Genomic DNA, 17,816 nt, shown 5'->3' with positions numbered 1-17,816 from the left:
TCTCTTGTTGTTTGCAGCCAGTATGGCCACCAAGAGACCCGGCAGCAGTGCGCGGCATGCCAGCAGGGGTGGCTGATTGCGTCAGTGGCTACAGCCAGATGTCTTCCTGTCCGTCATTGGCTCTGATTTTCTGCAACACCTTCTCGGCCTCTTCGATATTGCGGCAGGCCAGTAGAAATCGATTTTTACCGGACTTGCGATTCCAGACCGCAGGGCTGCCTGCTTTGGTGATGATGATTTCGCAGTCGCCCAGGTTTCTGGGGAGGCGTACCCGCGCCACTGCATCCGCCTCAACGCACGCTGATCTGGCAATCGACGGTCTTGGCCGGCGCGACTTCCACTTCCCAGGGGCGACGGTAGTGCATCAGCAGTCGGCCTTCGCCCGCCTGGTAGACCTGGTAGCGCCAGCTGGACTGCCCGGCGGCGCCAACCACGCCGGCATTCTCCGGTGTGGTGTAGACCTCCTGGCCCAGGCTGCGCAATACACCTGGCGCGGCGTCCTCCACCACCCAGCGAAAACCGGTGGTGGGGTTGCTCGGCAGGGTCACGGTCAGCGTTTGCCCGCTGTGCAGCTGCATCGGGCAACGGCCCAGCTGTTTTTCCCCAACGCTGACGCTGGGCTTGGGCTGCGTGGTGCAAGCGGCCAGCAGGGCGAGGCTGCAGGGCAGCAGCAGGCGATAGGCACGGTTCATGGCGGACTCCTGTCGATCGAAAACCCGCACAGCATAGCCGCTGCTTTCGGGTGCCGGCGAGGGCTGCAGGCGGCGATGAGCTGCTCCATGGCTAGCCGAACAGCACCTTGGCCACATCGGCGTAGCGTTTGGCGAAGTGCACGGTGAGGCCTTCCCTCAGGTAGTCCGGCAGTTCCGCGAAATCGCCGCGGTTGGCTTCCGGCAGGATCAGCTCGAAGATTTTCTGCCGGCGCGCGGCGATCACTTTCTCGCGCACGCCACCGATGGCCAGCACCTGGCCGGTCAGCGACAGCTCGCCGGTCATGGCCACGCCCTTTTTCGGCGCCTGCTGGCGCGCCAGGGAGAGCAGGGCGCTGGCCATGCTGATGCCGGCGCTGGGGCCGTCCTTGGGCGTGGCGCCGTCCGGCACGTGCAGGTGGACGAAGGCCTGGTCGAAGAAGGTCGGATCACCGCCGTACTGCTTCAGATTGGCTGTGACGTAGCTGTAGGCGATTTCCGCCGACTCCTTCATCACCTCGCCGAGCTGGCCGGTGAGCTTGAAGCCGCGGTTGAGTGTGTGGATACGCGTGGCCTCGATCGGCAGGGTGGCGCCGCCCATGCTGGTCCAGGCCAGGCCGGTGATGATGCCGGTGCCGGACAGTACCTGCTCGCCGCGGAACAGCGGCATGCCGAGGTAGCTTTCCAGGTCCCTGGGGCCGATCTTCACCGGCTTGCCGGGCTCGTCGAGCAGCTTCACCACCGCCTTGCGCACCAGCTTGCCCAGCTGTTTCTCCAGCTGGCGCACGCCGGCCTCGCGGGCGTAGCCCTCGATCACCGCCTTGAGTGCGGCGTCACTGATGCTCAGCTGGGATTTCTTCACCCCGGCCTTGTCCAGCTGGCGCGGCCACAGATGGCGCTTGGCGATGGCCAGCTTCTCCTCGGTGATGTAGCCGGACAGGCGGATCACCTCCATGCGGTCGAGCAGCGGACCGGGAATGGAATCCAGGGTATTGGCGGTGCAGACGAACAGCACCTTGGACAGGTCCAGGCGCAGGTCCAGGTAATGGTCGAGGAATTCGACGTTCTGCTCGGGATCGAGGGTTTCCAGCAGCGCCGAGGCCGGGTCGCCCTGGTAGCTGGCACCCATCTTGTCGATCTCGTCGAGCATGATCACCGGGTTCATCACCTCGGCTTCCTTGAGCGCCTGCACCAGCTTGCCGGGCATGGCGCCGATGTAAGTGCGGCGGTGGCCCTTGATCTCTGCCTCGTCGCGCATGCCGCCGACGCTGAAGCGGTAGAACGGCCGGCCGAGGGATTCGGCGATGGACTTGCCGATACTGGTCTTGCCCACGCCGGGCGGACCGACCAGCAACACGATGCTGCCGGCGATCTCGCCCTTGAAGGCGCCGACGGCGAGGAACTCGGTGATGCGCGCCTTGATGTCGTCCATGCCGGCATGGTGCTTGTCCAGCACCTGGCGGGCATGGCCGAGGTCGAGCTTGTCTGCGCCGAACACGCCCCAGGGCAGGCTGGTGGCCCAGTCCAGGTAGTTGCGGGTTACCGCGTACTCCGGCGAGCCGGTTTCCAGAATGGCCAGCTTGCCCAGCTCCTCGTCGATGCGCTTCTGCGCCTGGGTGGGCAGGGTCTTGCCGGCCAGGCGCGCGCGGAACTCGTCGGCGTCGGCGCTGCGGTCGTCCTTGGTGATGCCCAGCTCCTGCTGGATCACCTTGAGCTGCTCCTTGAGGAAGAACTGGCGCTGGTGCTCGCCGATCTTGCGGTTGACCTCGGCGGACAGCTCCTTCTGCAGGCGCGCCACTTCCACTTCCTTGCGCAGCAGCGGCAGCACTTTTTCCATGCGCCGCAGGATCGGCACGCAGTCCAGCACCTCCTGCAGCTCGGCGGGGCTGGCGGTGGTCAGCGCGGCGGCGAAGTCGGTGAGCGGCGACGGATCGTTCGGGCTGAAGCGGTTGAGGTAGTTCTTCAGTTCTTCGCTGTACAGCGGGTTGAGCGGCAGCAGCTCCTTGATCGCGTTGATCAACGCCATGCCGTAGGCCTTGACCTCGTCACGCGGGTCGGCCGGGCTTTGCGGATAGTCCACCTCGGCCAGGTAGGGTGGGCGGTGGCGCTTGAGCCAGCCGCGAACGCGCACCCGGCTCAGGCCCTGGGCGACGAACTGCAGCTTGCCATCGCCTCGGCTGGCATGGTGCACGCGCACCAGGGTGCCGTGCTCGGGCAGGCTGGCGGTGTCGAAGTGGCGTGGGTCGGTCACCGGCTGGTCGACGTAGAACAGCGCCAAGCACTTGTGCTCGGTATTGGCCACCAGTTCCAGGGTCTCGGCCCAGTGCTCGTCGTTGACGATGACCGGCAGCACCTGTGCGGGGAAGAACGGGCGGTTGTGGATGGGAATGACGTACAGCTTGTCCGGCAGGTTCTGGCCGGGCAGGGCAAGGCCACTGGTCTTGGCTTCGATAATTTCCGGCGTGTTGTCCTGGTCGTTCATGGCGCACCCTCGGTTGTGGGGTGCTAGATGGGGCGAGGCGCCGGTGATTTCAACCGTGGCCCAGGCAGGTACCCTGCAGCAGTCGTTCGATCGGTGGAGTGAGCAGGGCGAAGCACTCGGCCGGGCCAAGGCTGGGCTGGCGCGCCTCGATCAGGTCACTGCGCAGGCGCGCCAGCAGATCATGCAGTTGCTGGTCGGCGTTGCTGGCGGCAATACGCTGACACAGTTCGCGCATCTGCTCCTGCAGTGCAGGTGGACACTGACTGTAGTTGGCAGCGCGCACCGCCAGGCCTCGCAGTCGGGCCAGCTCCTCGAGGTGGCGGCAAGTGCTGGCGAGGCCGCGTACGGCGCCATGCTCGCGTGTGGCCAGGCGTTCTTCGAGGGTGTCGATCACCTGCAGCAGCGCCTCGATGACCTGGCAGTGGGTTTCGAAGTCGGCTGGCTGCATGCGCAGCGCCGGCCATTCACGGTGCAGTGGCGCCAGCTCCAGGCTTTCTCCCGGCCAGTTCAGCCACAGTTGGTCGAGCTGGCGGGCCAGGGCATTGCGTTGGCTCACCGCGACTATGTCCTGCTGGGCACCCAGGCCGCGGTGCTTCTGCAGGGCACGCAGCAGCTCCAGGCTGCGTTGCAGGCACTGCCCTTCAAGCTGGTCGAGGGTGGCGCGATGAATCTGCGCAGCGCGACGGGTCAGGAGTTGGCCCAGGATCAACAGGCTCAGAGCAAGGGCAAGGGCGAAAAGCAGTTCGGGGCTCATCTGGCGGGCTCATGGTCAGGGCATGTGACGAGCAGCTGCAAGAGCCCTGCCAGTGGCCGATGCGGCAGTGTTGCGCGCTGCGCTGCTGATCGTTGCGCGCGACGCACCGTGGGCGTGCAGTGGGTTGCCTGGGCTCGCTCATTTGGTGCGAAGTAACGGCGCCCTGGTCGTGCGGATGTCGGCATCCATCCGTCGCAACCTTGTGTCGAGGGCCTGTTGCAACTTAGTGCAACCCGATAAAGTGCCGGCTTACCCAAACCGGTAACGAGAATGCTCAACGCCCGTCTGCTGCGCCTGGACGACCAGGCGCACGAACATGCCCACGACTACCACCAGCTGGTGCTGTCTCTTTCCGGCCGCGCGGAATTCGAGGTCGATGGCTGCGGTGGCGAGGTTTGCCGCATGCGTGCCTGCCTGGTGCCGGGCGATGCCGAGCACCAGTTCGCCGGCATGGGCGACAACCGCATGCTGATCCTCGATCTGGACGAGCGCGACACCTCGCCGGAAGACCTCAGCCTGCTCGCCGAGCTGTTCGAGAGCCCGCGCTACCCGACCCTGGACGCCGATTTCCAGAACCTGCTGAGCTACGCCGGCGCCGAGCTGGCGCGCTACGGCAGCGACCCGCACCTGGCCCGCGCCCTCGGTGGTGTGCTGCTGCGTGCACTGCACCTGCGTCTGTTCGGCGAGCGTGGCCGCAGCGCCGTGGCCGGCCTGGATATCGGCCGCCTGGACGCCTATATCGTCGAGCACCTGGCGCGGCGCATCACGGTGATCGAGCTGGCCCAGGTGGCCTGCCTCAGCCCCAGCCACTTCCATGCCCAGTTCAAGGACAGCGTGGGCCTGACCCCGCACCAGTACCTGCTCAAAACCCGCCTCGACCATGCCGCGCGCCTGCTGCGTGAGAGCCCGCTGCCGCTGGTGCGGATCGCCGAGGAGTGCGGTTTCTCCAGCCAGAGCGCGCTGACCACGGCCATGCGCCGCTACCTGGGGCTGACCCCCAAGCGCCTGCGCGGCCTGCAGTAGAGGTCATTTCCCCTCTCCCTTTGGCAGAGGGGCCAGGGGTGAGGGTGTTCAGGCCACTCGCTGCCTCCCTCGCCCCAGGCGCTGCTCAATCGCCAGTCGCCACGGGGCGCGCCGGGTCGGTGATCCATTCGCTCCAGGAGCCCGCGTACAGGGGCGCCAGCGGGTAGCCGGCGAGGCTCAGGGCGAACAGGTTGTGGCAGGCGGTGACGCCTGACCCGCAGTAGGCCACCAGCGACTCCACCGGCCGTGTACCGCGCAGGGCATCGAAGCGCGCGCGCAGCTGCTCGGCGGGGAGCAAGCGCCCGTCGGCGCCCAGGTTGTCAGTGAACGCCGCGCACTGCGCGCCGGGGATATGCCCGGCCACCGGGTCCAGCGGCTCCACTTCGCCGCGGAAGCGCGGCAGGGCGCGGGCGTCCAGCAGGGTCAGATCACCGGCCCCCAGGCGTTGCTGTAGCTGGGTGGCGCTCAGCAGCAGCGCGCCGTCCGGCTGGCCGCTGAAGCTGCCCGCCCGCTGCGCAGGCATGTCGGTGGTCAGCGCCAGGCCGGCTGCCTTCCAGGCCTTGAGGCCGCCGTCGAGCAGCCATACGCCGTCGCGTTTGCCCAGCCAGGCCAGCAGCCACCAGGCGCGCGCGGCAAAGGCGCCGGGGCCGTCGTCGTACAGCACGACGGTCGAGTCGTTGTCGATGCCCCAGCTGCGCAGCCTGTCCACGAGCATCTGCGGATCGGGCAGCGGGTGGCGGCCGGTCACGCCCTTGACCACGGGTGCCGACAGGTCGCGCTCCAGGTCGGCGTAGTGTGCGCCGGGCAGGTGCCCTTCGGCATGGCTGCGGGCGCCGTAGTCCGGGTCTTCGAGGGCGAAACGGCAATCGAGGAGCACCAGGTTCGGCTCCTGCAGGCGAGTGTGCAGGTCGGTGGCGCTGATCAGCTGGGCGAGCGGCATGGGAACTCCTGTGTCGAAATCGTGACTATGGGCATCATAAAGACAGCTTTCCATAACCAGAAGCGAACCCCAGGCGGTTCGCCGTGTGAGGTAGTCACCATGCTCAGCCTGCAACCTGCCATCGAAAGCGCCAACCTGGCCCGCCGTGTCGGCGTGGTCCTGGGGTCGCTGCTGGCCACCTTCTATTACTGCAGCAAGGTGCTGCTGCGTGCCCTGGTGGGGCGCCTGCGGCGCGCCGATGTCGATCGCTATACCCGGCGCTGGTCGGGCCTGCTGCTGCGCCTGGTGCGCATGCACCTGAGCGTGCACGGGCAGATGCCGGACTTCAATGACGGGCGGCGCTACATCCTGCTCAGCAGCCACGCCAGCCACTACGACATTCCTGCCAGCTTCGTCGCCCTGCCGGGCTCGATCCGCATGCTGGCGAAAAAGGAGCTGTTCGGCATCCCGATCTTCGGCGCGGCGATCCGCGCCGCCGAGTTCCCTTCGGTGGACCGGCATAACCGCCAGCAGGCGGTGAAGGATCTGGAACAGGCGCGGCGCATGATGGAGAGCGGCATCGTCTTGTGGGCGGCACCCGAGGGCACGCGCTCGAAGGATGGTCAGCTGCTGCCGTTCAAGAAAGGCTGCTTTCACTTGGCCCTGGATACCAATGCGATCATCGTGCCGATGGTCTTTCGTGGCATCCACGAGGTGTTGCCGGCGCGCACCTGGCGCTTCAACCTGGGCCAGCCGGTGCAGCTGCACATCGGCGCGCCGATCGATGCCAGCCGTTTCAGCCCCGAGCAGTTGCCTGAGCTGATGGCGCAGACTCGCCAGAGCATGCAGGCGCTGCTCGGCGAGCCGCAGTCCAGCGCACCGCGGGAGCGGTTGACCGGTCAGCCGGCATGAAAAAGCCCGCCTAATGGCGGGCTTTTTTTGTCCCTCTCCCGGAGGGGGGAGGGTCAGCGAATCTTCAGCTTGCCGATCCGATCGTTGTCCAGGCTACCCAGGTACAGGTAGTCGCCCACCGGCTTCACCGAAGTCACCATGCGCAGGTGAGTGCCGCTGGTGTCGTGCAGGCTCTGCACGATCTCGCCCTGCTCGTTGAGGGCGATGGCCAGGCCGTAGGAGGCCGGTTTCGGCCACAGCGCGCGTGGCAGCTTGGCCAGCTGGGCCTTGATCCACGGCTGGTTCTGCAGGAAGTCGGCATCTGCCTTGCGTGGGGTTGGCAGGGCCACCCAGAAGGTGCCGGCGCGGTCGCCCTGCAGGTTGTCCGGCATACCCGGCAGGTTGTCGGCGAACAGGTCGTGAGTGCCGGCCTTGTTGCCCTTCAGCCAGTAGCGCTGGATGCGGTAGCGGTAGGTCTCGTTGACCAGCACGAAGTCCTCGTTCTGCGACAGCGCCACGCCGTTGGCGAAGTACAGGTCCTTGAGCAGCACTTCAGTCTTGCCGCTGGCCGGGTCGAACACCATCAGGCGGCCATAGGGACGGCCTTCGAGCAGGTCGAGCAGGTAATCGGGCTGCTGGAACTTGCTGGAGGCGTCGGTGAAATAGATGCGCCCGTCGCTGGCGATGTCGAGGTCATCGGTGAAGGCGAAGGGTACGCCGTCGGCCGCGGTGGCCAGCACTTCGATCTTGCCGGCCGGGTCGATGCGCAGCAGGCCCTTGTAGGCGTCAGCCAGGACCAGGTTGCCCTGCGCATCGAAATCCATGCCCAGCGGGCGGCCACCGGTATTGGCGAAGGTCTCGACCTTGCCGTCGGCAATGCGCACTACACGGCCGTCATGCAGGCCGGCATAGACCCGGCCCTGAGCGTCCACGGCGGTGTCTTCCGGGCCGTGGATCTGCCCCTGGGCCAGCAGTTCTGCCTTCATCAGGGTGTCGTTGGGCTCCAGCACGCCGGTCATCAGCGGTGCCGGCTGCGGTTGCCAGGCCAGCGGCTGGATGGGGCTGGGGGTGATGGCGAGATAGCCGGCAGCACCGGCAATGGCGATGGCCAGCAGACCAAGGAGTTTCTTCATTGTTGTTCGTCCCTGTGGTGAGGTGGCGGCAGTGTACACGCCGTCGCCATGCCGGGCATGAATGCCCCGCATCAGCGCCGCCCATATATACTGCGCGGCATTGATCAAGGAGTGCCGCGTGGCCATCGATATTCAGTGGATTCTCGACGACGCCAGTCTGGCGCGTCACTGCGCCGAGTGGCGCAAGCTGCCATACGTCGCCCTCGACACCGAGTTCATGCGGGTCGACACCTTCTATCCCATCGCTGGTTTGCTGCAGGTCGGTGACGGCCAGCGGGCCTACCTGATCGACCCGCTCGAAGTGAAGGACTGGGCGCCGTTCGCCGAGCTGCTGGAAGACCCGGCGGTGACCAAGGTGCTGCACTCCTGCAGCGAGGACCTGGAAGTCTTCCTGCGCCTGACCGGTGCGCTGCCGGCTCCGCTGTTCGACACCCAGTTGGCGGCCGGTTACCTCAATATCGGCTTCTCCATGGGCTATTCGCGCCTGGTGCAGACCGTGCTTGGCATCGAGCTGCCCAAGGGCGAGACCCGCTCCGACTGGCTGCAGCGCCCGCTGTCGGAGACCCAGGTCAGTTACGCCGCCGAGGATGCCCAGCACCTGGCCGAGCTGTACCAGGTGCTGCTGCCGAAGCTGTCGGCGGACAAGCTGGCCTGGATTCTCGAAGACGGCGCCGAACTGGTCGCCAACCTGCGTCGCGAGATCGACCCGGACGAGGCCTACCTGGAGGCCAAGTTGGCCTGGAAGCTGTCGCCCCAGCAGCTGGCCGTGCTGCGCGTCCTGTGCGCCTGGCGCGAGCGTCAGGCGCGGGCACGCAACCAGCCGCGCAACCGTATCCTGCGTGAGCATTCGCTGTGGCCGCTGGCGCGCTTCCAGCCGGACAACACGGTGGCCCTGGCACGCATCGAGGACATGCATCCGCGCACCGTGCGCCAGGATGGCGAGACCATTCTCAAACTGATCCGCGAGGCTGCCGCGCTGCCGCCCGAGCAGTGGCCCGAGGCACTGCCCATGCCGCTGCCGCTCGAAGCCGGCGCCCTGCTGAAGCAGTTGCGCGCGGTGGGCCAGCGCGAGGCCGAGCGCTTGCAGATTGCCCCCGAGCTGATGCTGCGCAAGAAATCCCTCGAAGCCCTGCTCAAGAGCGGTTTCCCCGACGGCCCCTGGACGCTGCCGGACAACCTGCGCGGCTGGCGCCGCGAACTGATGGGCCAAGCCCTGCTGGACGTACTGCAATGAAGAAGATCTGCTCCATCTACAAAAGCCCGCGCAAGAACGAGATGTACCTCTACGTGCTCAAGGCCGAGGCCCTGAGCCGCGTACCGGAAGGTCTGCTGGCCGCCTTCGGCGCCCCGCAGCTGTGCTTCGAGATGATCCTCACCCCGGAGAAGAAGCTGGCTCGCGAGGACATCCACCAGGTGCTGGAGAACCTCGACAAGCAGGGTTACCACCTGCAGATGCCGCCGCCGGAAGAGGAATACATCCAGCACCTGCCGGAAGAGCTGCTGCGCCGCAACGACCCGGTGTGACGCCGGTGCGCATCCTCCTGCTGGAGCACGACCACGCCAGCTACGCCGAGCTGCTGCGCGCTGCCGCGCCGGAGTTGCAGCTGGTTGCGGGCGAGCAGGCCAGTAGCGAGCAGGCCAGCGCCTGCCCGCTCTGGCTCGGCCAGCCGGACCTGTTGCTGCCGTTGCTGCGTCAGAGTCTGCGCCCGGCCTGGCTGCAATCCACCTGGGCCGGTATCACCCCGCTGCTGGGCAGCGACCTGCCGCGTGACTACCGCCTGAGCCGCGCGGTCGGCATCTTCGGCCAGCCGATGGCCGAGTACGTGCTGACCTACCTGCTGGCCCACCGGCGGCGCCTGCTGGCGCGTCTGGCCAGCCAGGTCGAGCAGCGCTGGGATAACCAGCCGCCGCCCAGTCTGCGCGGCTGCAAGGTGCTGATCGTCGGCGCCGGCGATATCGGCCGCGAGGTGGCGCATCTGCTGGCGCCCTTCGGCGTGGAGTTGCGCGGCATCGCCCGCGAGCCGCGACCGATCGCGCCTTTCGCCGAGGTGCATGGCCTCGATGCGCTGGCCACGCAGGCGGCCTGGGCCGATTGCCTGGTCAACCTGTTGCCGGACACCCCGGCCACCCGTGACCTCTACGATGCTGCGCTGTTCGCGCGTATGCGCGGCGAGGCACTGTTCATCAATTGCGGACGCGGCGGGGCGGTGGTCGAGGCCGACCTGGTGGCGGCCCTGCGCAGCGGCCTGCTGGCCGGCGCGGTGATCGATGTGTGCCGCGAGGAGCCGCTGCCGCCCGGCCATCCCTTCTGGGACGCGCCGCGCCTGCTGCTCACCGGGCACAGCTCGGCGCCGACCGAACCGGCGGCGTTGATCGCGCTGTTCCTCGACAACCTGCAGCGCTACCGCGACGGCCAGCCGCTGCGCGGCGAGGTGGATTTCGTCCGCGGGTACTAGCCGCCCTCAGTAGCTGAAGCGTCGCAGCATGCCCTGCAGGCGTCCGGACATGCCCTGCAGCGCCTTGATGGCCTGGACGATGCTGCCCTGGGCGGCGGAGTTCTCTTCGACGATCTGCGCCACTCGCTCGACGTTTGCCGCCACCTGCTCGCTGGCGGCGCGCTGTTCCTGTAGAGAGGTGGAGATCAGGTTGACCGCGTCGAGCGATTCGCTCAGGGCCTCGCGAATGTCCTGCATCGCCGTGCCAGCCTGCTCCACCAGCCGCGTGCCACTGCCCAGGCGTTCGCGGCCCAGGCCCATGCTCGTACGAGCCTGCTCCACGCCGCCCTGGATGGAGTCGACCAGGGCGATGATCTCGGTGGTTGACTGCGCGGTACGGCTGGCCAGGCTGCGCACCTCGTCGGCGACCACGGCAAAGCCGCGGCCCTGTTCGCCAGCGCGGGCGGCCTCGATGGCGGCATTCAGGGCCAGCAGGTTGGTCTGTTCGGCGATGCCCTTGATCACGTCGACGATGGCGCTGATGTTGGCGGACTGGTCGGCCAGCTGTTCCAGGTCGGCCGAGCTGCGTCTGACCAGCTCGGCGATGCTGTGCATCTCCTCGATGGCGGCTGCGGTCACTTCAAGGCCCTGATCGCTGAGACTACCGGCTTTCTCGGCCCTGTCGCGGGTTTGCTGGGCGTTTTCGGCGATCTGGCTGATGCTCACCGCCATCTGTTCCATGGTGGCGGCGATGGCCGAGGCCGTATCGCTCTGTACGTTGGCGCTGTTGAGAACCTGCTCGGAGGAGGCGGCCAACTGCAGGGAAGCGGTTTCGATCTGCTCGGACGCCTCGCCGATATTGCCGATCATGTCGCGCAGGCCATGGTGCATGCGCTGTACCGATTTCATTACCCCGGTGCTCGCCCGCTCCAGGCCGGCCTGGCTGTCCAGTTGGCCGGCGGCGATGCGCGCGCTGATGGCTTCCAGCTCGCCCGGTTCGGCGCCCAGTTGCTGGCGTAGCAGGCGGGCGAAACATAGCGCCTGGGCGGCGCCGATCAGCAGGGCCAGCAACAAGACACCCAGGCTCACCCTGAGATTGCTGGCGTAAGCCGCCTGGCCCAGGTCGTACTGGCGTCGTGCCTCGCCGAGCTGAACCTCGATCAGTTCGGCAAACTTGTTCGACAGCGGGTCGATCAGCGGGTAGAGGCGCTGGTCGGCGAATTGCCTCAGCCCTTCACGCTGGTCCTGGAGAAGCAGGGCTTGCAGCTGATCCAGCGGTGTCTCGGTGGCGGCCATCAGGGGTGTTATCTCGGCAATCAGCTGCTGCTCCTCGGCGATCAGTTGCGTGGCCAGGTAGGCCTGCCAGGTCTGCTCGATATCGTCGCGGGCCTTGGCGATCAGTTGCTGTGCGGAATGGGGGGCGAGAGTACCGCTATTGGCCTTGTGCGTGGCATCGACGATGTTCACCGCGTAGAGGTCGGCAATCAGCTTGAGGTCGCGTAGCGGCACCACACGGTCCAGGTAGACGGTTTCCAGCCCCTGTACCGTGGATCTGAGGCCACTCAGGCCGAGTAGGCCGACCAGCAGCAGGCTCGAGAGCAGCGTGCCGATCAGCAGGAACAGATGGGTTCTGATCTTCCAGCTTTTCATGAGGCTCGTCCTTGACTAGGCAGAAACTGGCCAGGGGCCATGACAGGAGAAAGCCTAGATCAGTTCGGCGAAAATCTGGTTTATTGGTCAGTAAAAATCTCGGCCAGTCCGACCGGCAGTCGCGCCTGCTTGGCCGCGCTGGCGCCAGGGGCTAGACTGCCGCGCCTTTAGCCGCTGTACTGATTGCCATGGCCGCCATCGTTCAACCCTTCTGGAAACGCAAGACCCTCGCCCAGCTCGACCAGGACGAGTGGGAGTCCCTGTGTGACGGCTGCGGCCTGTGCTGCCTGCAGAAGCTGGAAGACGAGGACGATGGCAGCGTCTATTACACGCGCATCGCCTGCAAGCTGCTGGACCTCAAAACCTGCCGCTGCAGCGACTACGCCAATCGCCGCCAGCACGTTCCGGATTGCGTCCAGCTCACCCCGGCCCAGGCCGATGAGTTCAAGTGGTTGCCGCCGACCTGCGCCTATCGTCTTGTCAGCGAGGGCAAGGACCTGCCGCTCTGGCACCACCTGGTCTGCGGCGACCCCGATGCCGTGCACCACGAACGTATCTCCCAGTCCGGGCGCATGCTCGCCGAAGGCAGCGTGGCCGAGGATGACTGGGAGGATCATCTGATCTTCCGCGCCGGCTGATTTTTCTCTGTCGACGCCTGTCCAAGGCTGTTCAATCTCACCGCATGGAGCTTCTCGATGTCCGCCCGTCGTTCGCTGCTGACCGCTACCTTACTGCTTGGCATGAGCTCACCGCTGTGGGCGGCCAAGCGGGTCGACCTGGACTACCAGGTGAAATTTCTGCCGGAAAGTGATCAGGCCGAAGTCAGCCTGACTCTGGAGAAGGGCGAGGCCGTTCAGAGACTGGCCTTCAACCTGGGCAGCAAGGGCTACTACAGCGACTTCAGCGCCGACGGTACCTGGACCCAGGACGGCCCCGAGAGCGGCACCTGGCTGCCGGGCAAGGGCAAAAGCAGCCTGATCTACAAGGTGCGTATCAGCCACCCGCGTGCCAATGACACCTTCGACGCGCGCATGACACCGGATTGGGCCCTGCTGCGCGGTGATGACCTGGTACCCAGCGCGCGCCTGAGCAAGGATGACAAGGTTGAGCTGGTCGCACGCCTGCAGTTCGAACTGCCCAAGGGCTGGAACGGCATCGAGACCGGCTGGCCCAAGATCGGCGAGAACAAGTTCCGCATCGACAATCCGTCGCGCCAGTTCGACCGCCCGACGGGCTGGATCCTGGCCGGCAAGATCGGCAGCCGTCGCGCCCAGCTCGGCGACACCGATGTGACCGTGGCCGCGCCGGTGGGCGAGGGCATGCGCCGCATGGACATCCTGACCCTGCTGACCTTCGTCTGGCCCGAGGCCCAGGCCGTTTTCCCGCGCGACCCGGCCAAGCTGCTGATCGTCGGCGCCAATGATCCGATGTGGCGCGGCGGCCTGTCGGCACCCAACTCGATCTTCTTCCACGCTGACCGACCGCTGGTCAGCGAGAATGGCACCAGTTCGCTGGTCCACGAACTGGTACACGTGTTCAGCCGTATCCGTGACACCGACGAGAGCGACTGGATCAGCGAGGGCCTGGCCGAGTACTACGCCATCGAACTGGTGCGCCGCGCCGGTGGCATGAGCGAGGATCGCTACCAGTCCATTCGCAAGAAACTGGTGGGCTGGAGCAAGAAGGTCGACAGCCTGCGCACCGACGACTCCACCGGGCCGGTCACTGCGCGCGCTGTGCTGCTGCTGCAGGAGCTGGACCGCGAGATTCGCAAGAACACCGACAACCAGCGTTCGCTGGATGATGTCACCCGCGGCCTGATGCGTCTGGACAAGGCCAGCACCAAGGATTTCATCGAGATCAGCGAGAACGTCATGGGGCGTGGCTCCGAGGTGCTCGATAGCAAGCTCCTGCGCTGATTGGTGCAGTCACGTAACTGAAACAGCTTCTTCATCCACTCGTCACGGTACTACGGCAACTTGCTCGGCCATTACAACAGCCATCAGGAGTTGCCATGTCCATCCTCAAGCCTCTGTCCGTCGCCTTGGTTGCCGCGACTCTCGCCGCCTGCGCAGCGCCCATGTCAGTGCCCAAGCCGGAGCCGCTGAACAATGAGGACTGGTACCAGGTCCGTAGCGAGACGCAGGTGTTCGTTTTCGACGATTACCAAGTGTTCAAGGACTTCCTCTCCAGCGGCCAGGCACCGAATACGCGCGCGCTGGAGGAGAAGGACCCGATCGGTGGTCAGGAAGTCATCCTGGCCCTGCGTGCCGAGGACCAGGGCAAGCCGCTGGACAAGATCGCCGCCTACCGCTTCTATAAGTTCGCTCAGGTGCCGGCCCATCCCTTCTACGGCGAAGTACGCCAGGATGGCAATATCTACGTGTTCAAGCGCTACGGCGACATGCAGGATATGATCAAGCTGGGTGAGCCGATCTTCCGCTACACCGACATCGGCGGCGGTCCAGAGGGTAAGACCGTGACCTACGGTCTGGGCAAGGAAGAAGGGCGTCCGGACGAGACCATCGCCCAGTTCAAGAAGAACCACATGCTCTGATCGTTCGGCAGGCAGTAAGGCGCCCGCTCAGCTGAGCGGGCGTTTGCGTTTCAGGCGTCCGGTTTGCTCTTGAGCAGTGCTTCAAGGCCGGCCAGGGCCTTGTGCGTGACCTTGCTGGTCCGAGCCGGCGGTCGCTGCTTCCTCTTTCTGGTAATGCAGGTCGACCTGGCGCTGGTGCTCGTTGTCGTGGCAGTACAGGCACAGCAGCTCCCAGTTGGAGCCGTCTTCCGGATTGTTGTCGTGGTTGTGGTCGCGATGGTGCACGGTCAGCTCGCTCAGGCGCTTGCCGCTGAACTCGCGGCCGCAGCGCCCGCAGATGTGCGGGTACATCTTCAGCGCCTTCTCGCGATAACTGGTCTCGCGCCGGCGCTGGGCCTCGGCGAGGATCTGGTCGAGCTTGTTCATGCGGGTGCCTATGGTCGGTTGGCCGATGGTTACCGGGGAAGGCTGCCAGAATAGAGGGAAAGCCCAAAAGGGTGGAGGCCTGTCATGCGCTCGTTGTATTTCTTCGCCTGTCTGTTGCTGCTGCCGGCTGCGCAGACCCTGGCCCAGCCGCCAGGTCTGCCTGGCACCGCCACGCCCCAGCCCTATGCACAGCCGCAGATCCGCACTCTGCCGGCCGCTCCGCGCAGTAGTCCACCGCTGCAGGTGCGGCCCGGCCAGCCTGCGCCGCGCTCGCCGCTGCTCGCGCCGCAGCCACTCCCCCGGGATCAGCCGCTGCCGCAGCTGGATACCCGAGGCAACCCGCCCTCAGCCAAGCCGGCGGACGCTAGCGGCAAGCCCTGAGCGGCCGCAATGCCCAGAGTGGCAGCGCGATGGCGAGGGCGGCAGCGCTGTTGAGGTACGCATGCAGCCACAGGTCGAAATAGGCGGAGATGCCGCTGTCCAGCACACACCAGAGCAGCAGTGCGACGAAGATCACCGGTTTTATCTGCCAATGGCCATGCTGGCGATAGAGCACCACCAGCAGGCTGAACAGCACGCCCCAGCTCGCCACGGTAGGGCCGAACAGGCCGACCATGGTGCGCAGCAGTGCCTGGTACTCCGCCGAGGGTGGCGCAGCGGAAACGCTGGCGTGCAGGTAGTCGAAATAGGCCTGGGTGAGCGGCAGGTGCACGGCGAAGGCCAGCACTACACCCAGCACTATATGGCTCATGCCGACCAGTAGCAGCCAGCGATAGAGCAGGGTCTGCATCAGCTGACCCCCAGCACCTTGAACAGGAAGGCGTACTCCAGCGCCACATCCTTCAGCGCCTGGTAGCGTCCGCTCATGCCGCCGTGGCCGGCGCCGAGGTCGGTCTTGAGCAGCAGCAGGTTGCCGTCGGTCTTCAGTTCGCGCAGGCGGGCCACCCACTTGGCGGCTTCCCAGTACTGCACGCGGCTGTCGTTGTAGCCGGCCACGGCGAGGATTGCCGGGTAGCCCTGCGCGCGCACGTTCTCGTAGGGCGCGTAGCCCTTGATGCGGGCGAACACGTCCGGCTGGTTGGGGTCACCCCATTCGTCGTACTCGGTCACCGTCAACGGCAGGTCGGGATTCTGCATGGTGTTGAGCACGTCGACGAAGGGCACTTCGGCGATGGCCGCGGCAAACAGCTCGGGACGCTGGTTGAGCACCGCGCCGATCAGCAGGCCGCCGGCGCTGCCACCGCTGATGGCGAGCTGCGCCGGCGTGGTCAGGCCCTTGGCGACCAGCTGCTCGGCGCAGGCGATGAAGTCGCCAAAGGTATTGGTCTTGTGTTCCAGCTTGCCGGCGCGGTACCAGGCTTCACCCAGTTCGCCGCCTCCGCGCACGTGGGCGATGGCGAAGACGAAGCCGCGTTCCAGCAGGCTCAGGCGCGCATGGCTGAACCAGGGGTCGAGGCTTTCGCCATAGGCGCCGTAGCCATACAGGTAGAGCGGGGCGGGGTTACTTGCGGTAAGCACCTCGCGGCGCGCCACCAGGCTGATCGGCACTTGCGTGCCGTCGGCCGCCGTGGCCCAGAGGCGGCGGCTCTCGTAGGCGTCGGCATCGAACGGGCCTTCCACCGGAGTCTGCTTGAGCACCTGCTGCGCGCCAGTGGCCAGCTCCAGCTGGCGCACCTGGGCCGGGCGGTTGAGCGCCTCGTAGCGCAGGCGGATCACCGGGCTGTGAAACTCCAGGCTGTCCTGCACGTACAGGCTATAGGCGGCATCCGGCAGCTGCACCGGGTAGGGAGCGCCGCCCTGCGGATGCACCTCGATGATCGGCAGGCCACCTTCGCGCAGGCTGAGGACGAAGGCGTTCTGGTTGAGGCTGATGCCTTCCAGCATGCGTGCGTTGTCGTGCCCGATCAGCTCGCGCCAGTGCTCGCGGCTCGGCTGTGCCTCGCTCGCGGCATACAGGGCGAAGTTGATGCCGGCCTGGTTGCTGCGCACGAACCAGGTCCACTGGCCGTCCAGCAGACCGTGGTCGACGTCGTACTCGTGGTCTTCCTGGCGTGGCGCCAGGCAGCGGAACTCGCCGGCTGGCGTGTCGGCATCCAGCACCCAGGCCTCGCTGGTAGTCTTGCTGCCCAGGCTGAGCACGAGTTGGCGCTCGGAGCTGGTGCGATGACAGCTGAGGAAGAAGCGTCCGTCGGCTTCCTCGAACACCAGATCGGCGCCTTCGCTGCCGAGTGCATGACGATACAGGCGATGAGGGCGATGGGTATCGTCCAGGGTGACGAAGAACAGGGTCTGGCTGTCGTTGGCCCAGGTCATCTGGCCGTCGCAGTCGTCGAACGGCAGCTCGTCGATGTGGCCGTCGTCCAGGTCCTTGACGAACAGGCGGTAGATCTCGTCGCCGCTGGTGTCCAGGCTGTAGCCGAGCAGGCGGTGGTCCGGGCTGATGGTGAAGGCGCCTAGGGCCAGGTAGCCGTCGCCGGCCAGGGCGTTGGGATCGAGCAGCAGCTGCTCGGCGTCCTCATCCACGCTCAGCGAGCCGTCGGCCGGGCGCGGGCAGCGGTAGTGGCGCGGGTATTCGTCGCCGGCGGTGGTGCGCTGGTAGTACAGCCAGGGGCCCCAGGGCACCGGCAGGGACAGGTCGGTCTCGCGGATACGGCCCTTGATCTCCTGGAACAGCGTCTCGCGCAGCTCGGCCTGTTCGGCCAGCTGTGCCTCGAGGTAGGCGTTCTCGGCCCTGAGATGTTCGAGCACCTCGGCGCTGTCGCGCAGCTCAAGCCAGCGGTAGGGGTCGGCGCCGGCTTCACGGCGGGTAATCGGGGCGTCGGTCATCGCGCTTCTCGGCTTTCGGTTGCGGCTGGGGCGACCATGGGGAGGCGCAGGT

The 17,816-nt window shown here is 66.3% G+C and carries 18 protein-coding genes and 1 pseudogene; 9 read left to right on the top strand and 10 right to left on the bottom strand.

Features of this window, described 5'->3' with window-relative positions:
- Positions 1–88: 88 nt before the first annotated feature.
- The 4 genes from ACOAPY_RS14750 to ACOAPY_RS14735 form a co-directional block, all read right to left on the bottom strand.
- The gene (locus ACOAPY_RS14750) at positions 89–280 is read right to left on the bottom strand and encodes a hypothetical protein (protein WP_465153782.1); all 192 of its coding nucleotides are present in this window, start codon (positions 278–280) and stop codon (positions 89–91) included.
- Between the two features lie 10 nt (positions 281–290).
- Positions 291–692, bottom strand: coding sequence for a protease inhibitor I42 family protein (locus ACOAPY_RS14745; RefSeq protein WP_465153781.1), 402 nt, complete (start codon positions 690–692; stop codon positions 291–293).
- Between the two features lie 91 nt (positions 693–783).
- Entirely contained in the window at positions 784–3,171 is a 2,388-nt protein-coding gene (gene lon / locus ACOAPY_RS14740; protein WP_465153780.1) for an endopeptidase La, read from the bottom strand.
- A gap of 49 nt (positions 3,172–3,220) precedes the next feature.
- Positions 3,221–3,925, bottom strand: a complete 705-nt coding sequence (locus tag ACOAPY_RS14735; protein ID WP_076579246.1) for a hypothetical protein — start codon at positions 3,923–3,925, stop codon at positions 3,221–3,223.
- 270 nt (positions 3,926–4,195) lie between these two features.
- Between ACOAPY_RS14735 and ACOAPY_RS14730 the strand changes: the two genes are divergently transcribed.
- Positions 4,196–4,948, top strand: coding sequence for an AraC family transcriptional regulator (locus tag ACOAPY_RS14730; RefSeq protein ID WP_076579245.1), 753 nt, complete (start codon positions 4,196–4,198; stop codon positions 4,946–4,948).
- An 85-nt stretch (positions 4,949–5,033) separates the two neighbouring features.
- Here ACOAPY_RS14730 and ACOAPY_RS14725 read toward each other — a convergent pair whose 3' ends face one another.
- Positions 5,034–5,888, bottom strand: coding sequence for a sulfurtransferase (locus ACOAPY_RS14725; RefSeq protein ID WP_465153779.1), 855 nt, complete (start codon positions 5,886–5,888; stop codon positions 5,034–5,036).
- A 99-nt stretch (positions 5,889–5,987) separates the two neighbouring features.
- Between ACOAPY_RS14725 and ACOAPY_RS14720 the strand changes: the two genes are divergently transcribed.
- The gene (locus tag ACOAPY_RS14720) at positions 5,988–6,779 is read left to right on the top strand and encodes a lysophospholipid acyltransferase family protein (protein WP_465153778.1); all 792 of its coding nucleotides are present in this window, start codon (positions 5,988–5,990) and stop codon (positions 6,777–6,779) included.
- Between the two features lie 53 nt (positions 6,780–6,832).
- Here ACOAPY_RS14720 and ACOAPY_RS14715 read toward each other — a convergent pair whose 3' ends face one another.
- On the bottom strand, positions 6,833–7,891 hold the full coding sequence (locus tag ACOAPY_RS14715) for an SMP-30/gluconolactonase/LRE family protein (RefSeq protein ID WP_465153777.1): 1,059 nt from the start codon (positions 7,889–7,891) through the stop codon (positions 6,833–6,835).
- A gap of 118 nt (positions 7,892–8,009) precedes the next feature.
- Between ACOAPY_RS14715 and rnd the strand changes: the two genes are divergently transcribed.
- From rnd to ACOAPY_RS14700, 3 genes are read left to right on the top strand one after another with little or no spacing between them, the layout of a single operon-like run.
- Positions 8,010–9,125, top strand: coding sequence for a ribonuclease D (gene rnd, locus ACOAPY_RS14710; RefSeq protein ID WP_465153776.1), 1,116 nt, complete (start codon positions 8,010–8,012; stop codon positions 9,123–9,125).
- Positions 9,122–9,415, top strand: a complete 294-nt coding sequence (locus ACOAPY_RS14705; protein ID WP_021699190.1) for a YcgL domain-containing protein — start codon at positions 9,122–9,124, stop codon at positions 9,413–9,415. Before rnd ends, ACOAPY_RS14705 begins: the two co-directional genes overlap by 4 nt.
- A 5-nt stretch (positions 9,416–9,420) precedes the next feature.
- Complete coding sequence (locus tag ACOAPY_RS14700; RefSeq protein WP_465153775.1) at positions 9,421–10,347, top strand: D-2-hydroxyacid dehydrogenase; 927 nt, start codon at positions 9,421–9,423, stop codon at positions 10,345–10,347.
- Between the two features lie 6 nt (positions 10,348–10,353).
- Here ACOAPY_RS14700 and ACOAPY_RS14695 read toward each other — a convergent pair whose 3' ends face one another.
- Positions 10,354–11,976, bottom strand: a complete 1,623-nt coding sequence (locus ACOAPY_RS14695) for a methyl-accepting chemotaxis protein (RefSeq protein ID WP_465153774.1) — start codon at positions 11,974–11,976, stop codon at positions 10,354–10,356.
- Between the two features lie 188 nt (positions 11,977–12,164).
- On the opposite strand from ACOAPY_RS14695, the gene ACOAPY_RS14690 reads away from it, so the two are divergent.
- The 3 genes from ACOAPY_RS14690 (at position 12,165) to ACOAPY_RS14680 (ending at position 14,533) form a co-directional block, all read left to right on the top strand.
- Positions 12,165–12,614, top strand: a complete 450-nt coding sequence (locus ACOAPY_RS14690; protein WP_021699188.1) for a YcgN family cysteine cluster protein — start codon at positions 12,165–12,167, stop codon at positions 12,612–12,614.
- Positions 12,615–12,671: 57 nt separating this feature from the next.
- The gene (locus ACOAPY_RS14685) at positions 12,672–13,895 is read left to right on the top strand and encodes a hypothetical protein (RefSeq protein ID WP_465153773.1); all 1,224 of its coding nucleotides are present in this window, start codon (positions 12,672–12,674) and stop codon (positions 13,893–13,895) included.
- A 95-nt stretch (positions 13,896–13,990) separates the two neighbouring features.
- Entirely contained in the window at positions 13,991–14,533 is a 543-nt protein-coding gene (locus tag ACOAPY_RS14680) for a hypothetical protein (RefSeq protein WP_465153772.1), read from the top strand.
- Between the two features lie 50 nt (positions 14,534–14,583).
- Here the strand turns inward: ACOAPY_RS14680 and ACOAPY_RS14675 are convergent.
- Positions 14,584–14,938 (bottom strand): annotated as a pseudogene (locus ACOAPY_RS14675) (YajD family HNH nuclease).
- 84 nt (positions 14,939–15,022) lie between these two features.
- Here ACOAPY_RS14675 and ACOAPY_RS14670 point away from each other — a divergent pair.
- On the top strand, positions 15,023–15,319 hold the full coding sequence (locus ACOAPY_RS14670; protein WP_465153771.1) for a hypothetical protein: 297 nt from the start codon (positions 15,023–15,025) through the stop codon (positions 15,317–15,319).
- Here ACOAPY_RS14670 and ACOAPY_RS14665 read toward each other — a convergent pair.
- Both ACOAPY_RS14665 and ACOAPY_RS14660 read right to left on the bottom strand, forming a co-directional pair.
- Positions 15,303–15,728, bottom strand: coding sequence for a hypothetical protein (locus ACOAPY_RS14665; RefSeq protein ID WP_465153770.1), 426 nt, complete (start codon positions 15,726–15,728; stop codon positions 15,303–15,305). The genes ACOAPY_RS14670 and ACOAPY_RS14665 overlap by 17 nt on opposite strands.
- Entirely contained in the window at positions 15,728–17,764 is a 2,037-nt protein-coding gene (locus ACOAPY_RS14660; protein WP_465153769.1) for a S9 family peptidase, read from the bottom strand. Before ACOAPY_RS14660 ends, ACOAPY_RS14665 begins: the two co-directional genes overlap by 1 nt.
- Between the last annotated feature and the right edge of the window lie 52 nt (positions 17,765–17,816).

The sequence above is a fragment of the Pseudomonas stagnisoli genome, from assembly GCF_048595745.1.
Lineage (GTDB): Bacteria > Pseudomonadota > Gammaproteobacteria > Pseudomonadales > Pseudomonadaceae > Aquipseudomonas > Aquipseudomonas alcaligenes_A.
The sequence above is the reverse complement of the archived record's forward strand: the minus strand, read 5'-3'. Positions and strand labels throughout refer to the sequence as shown.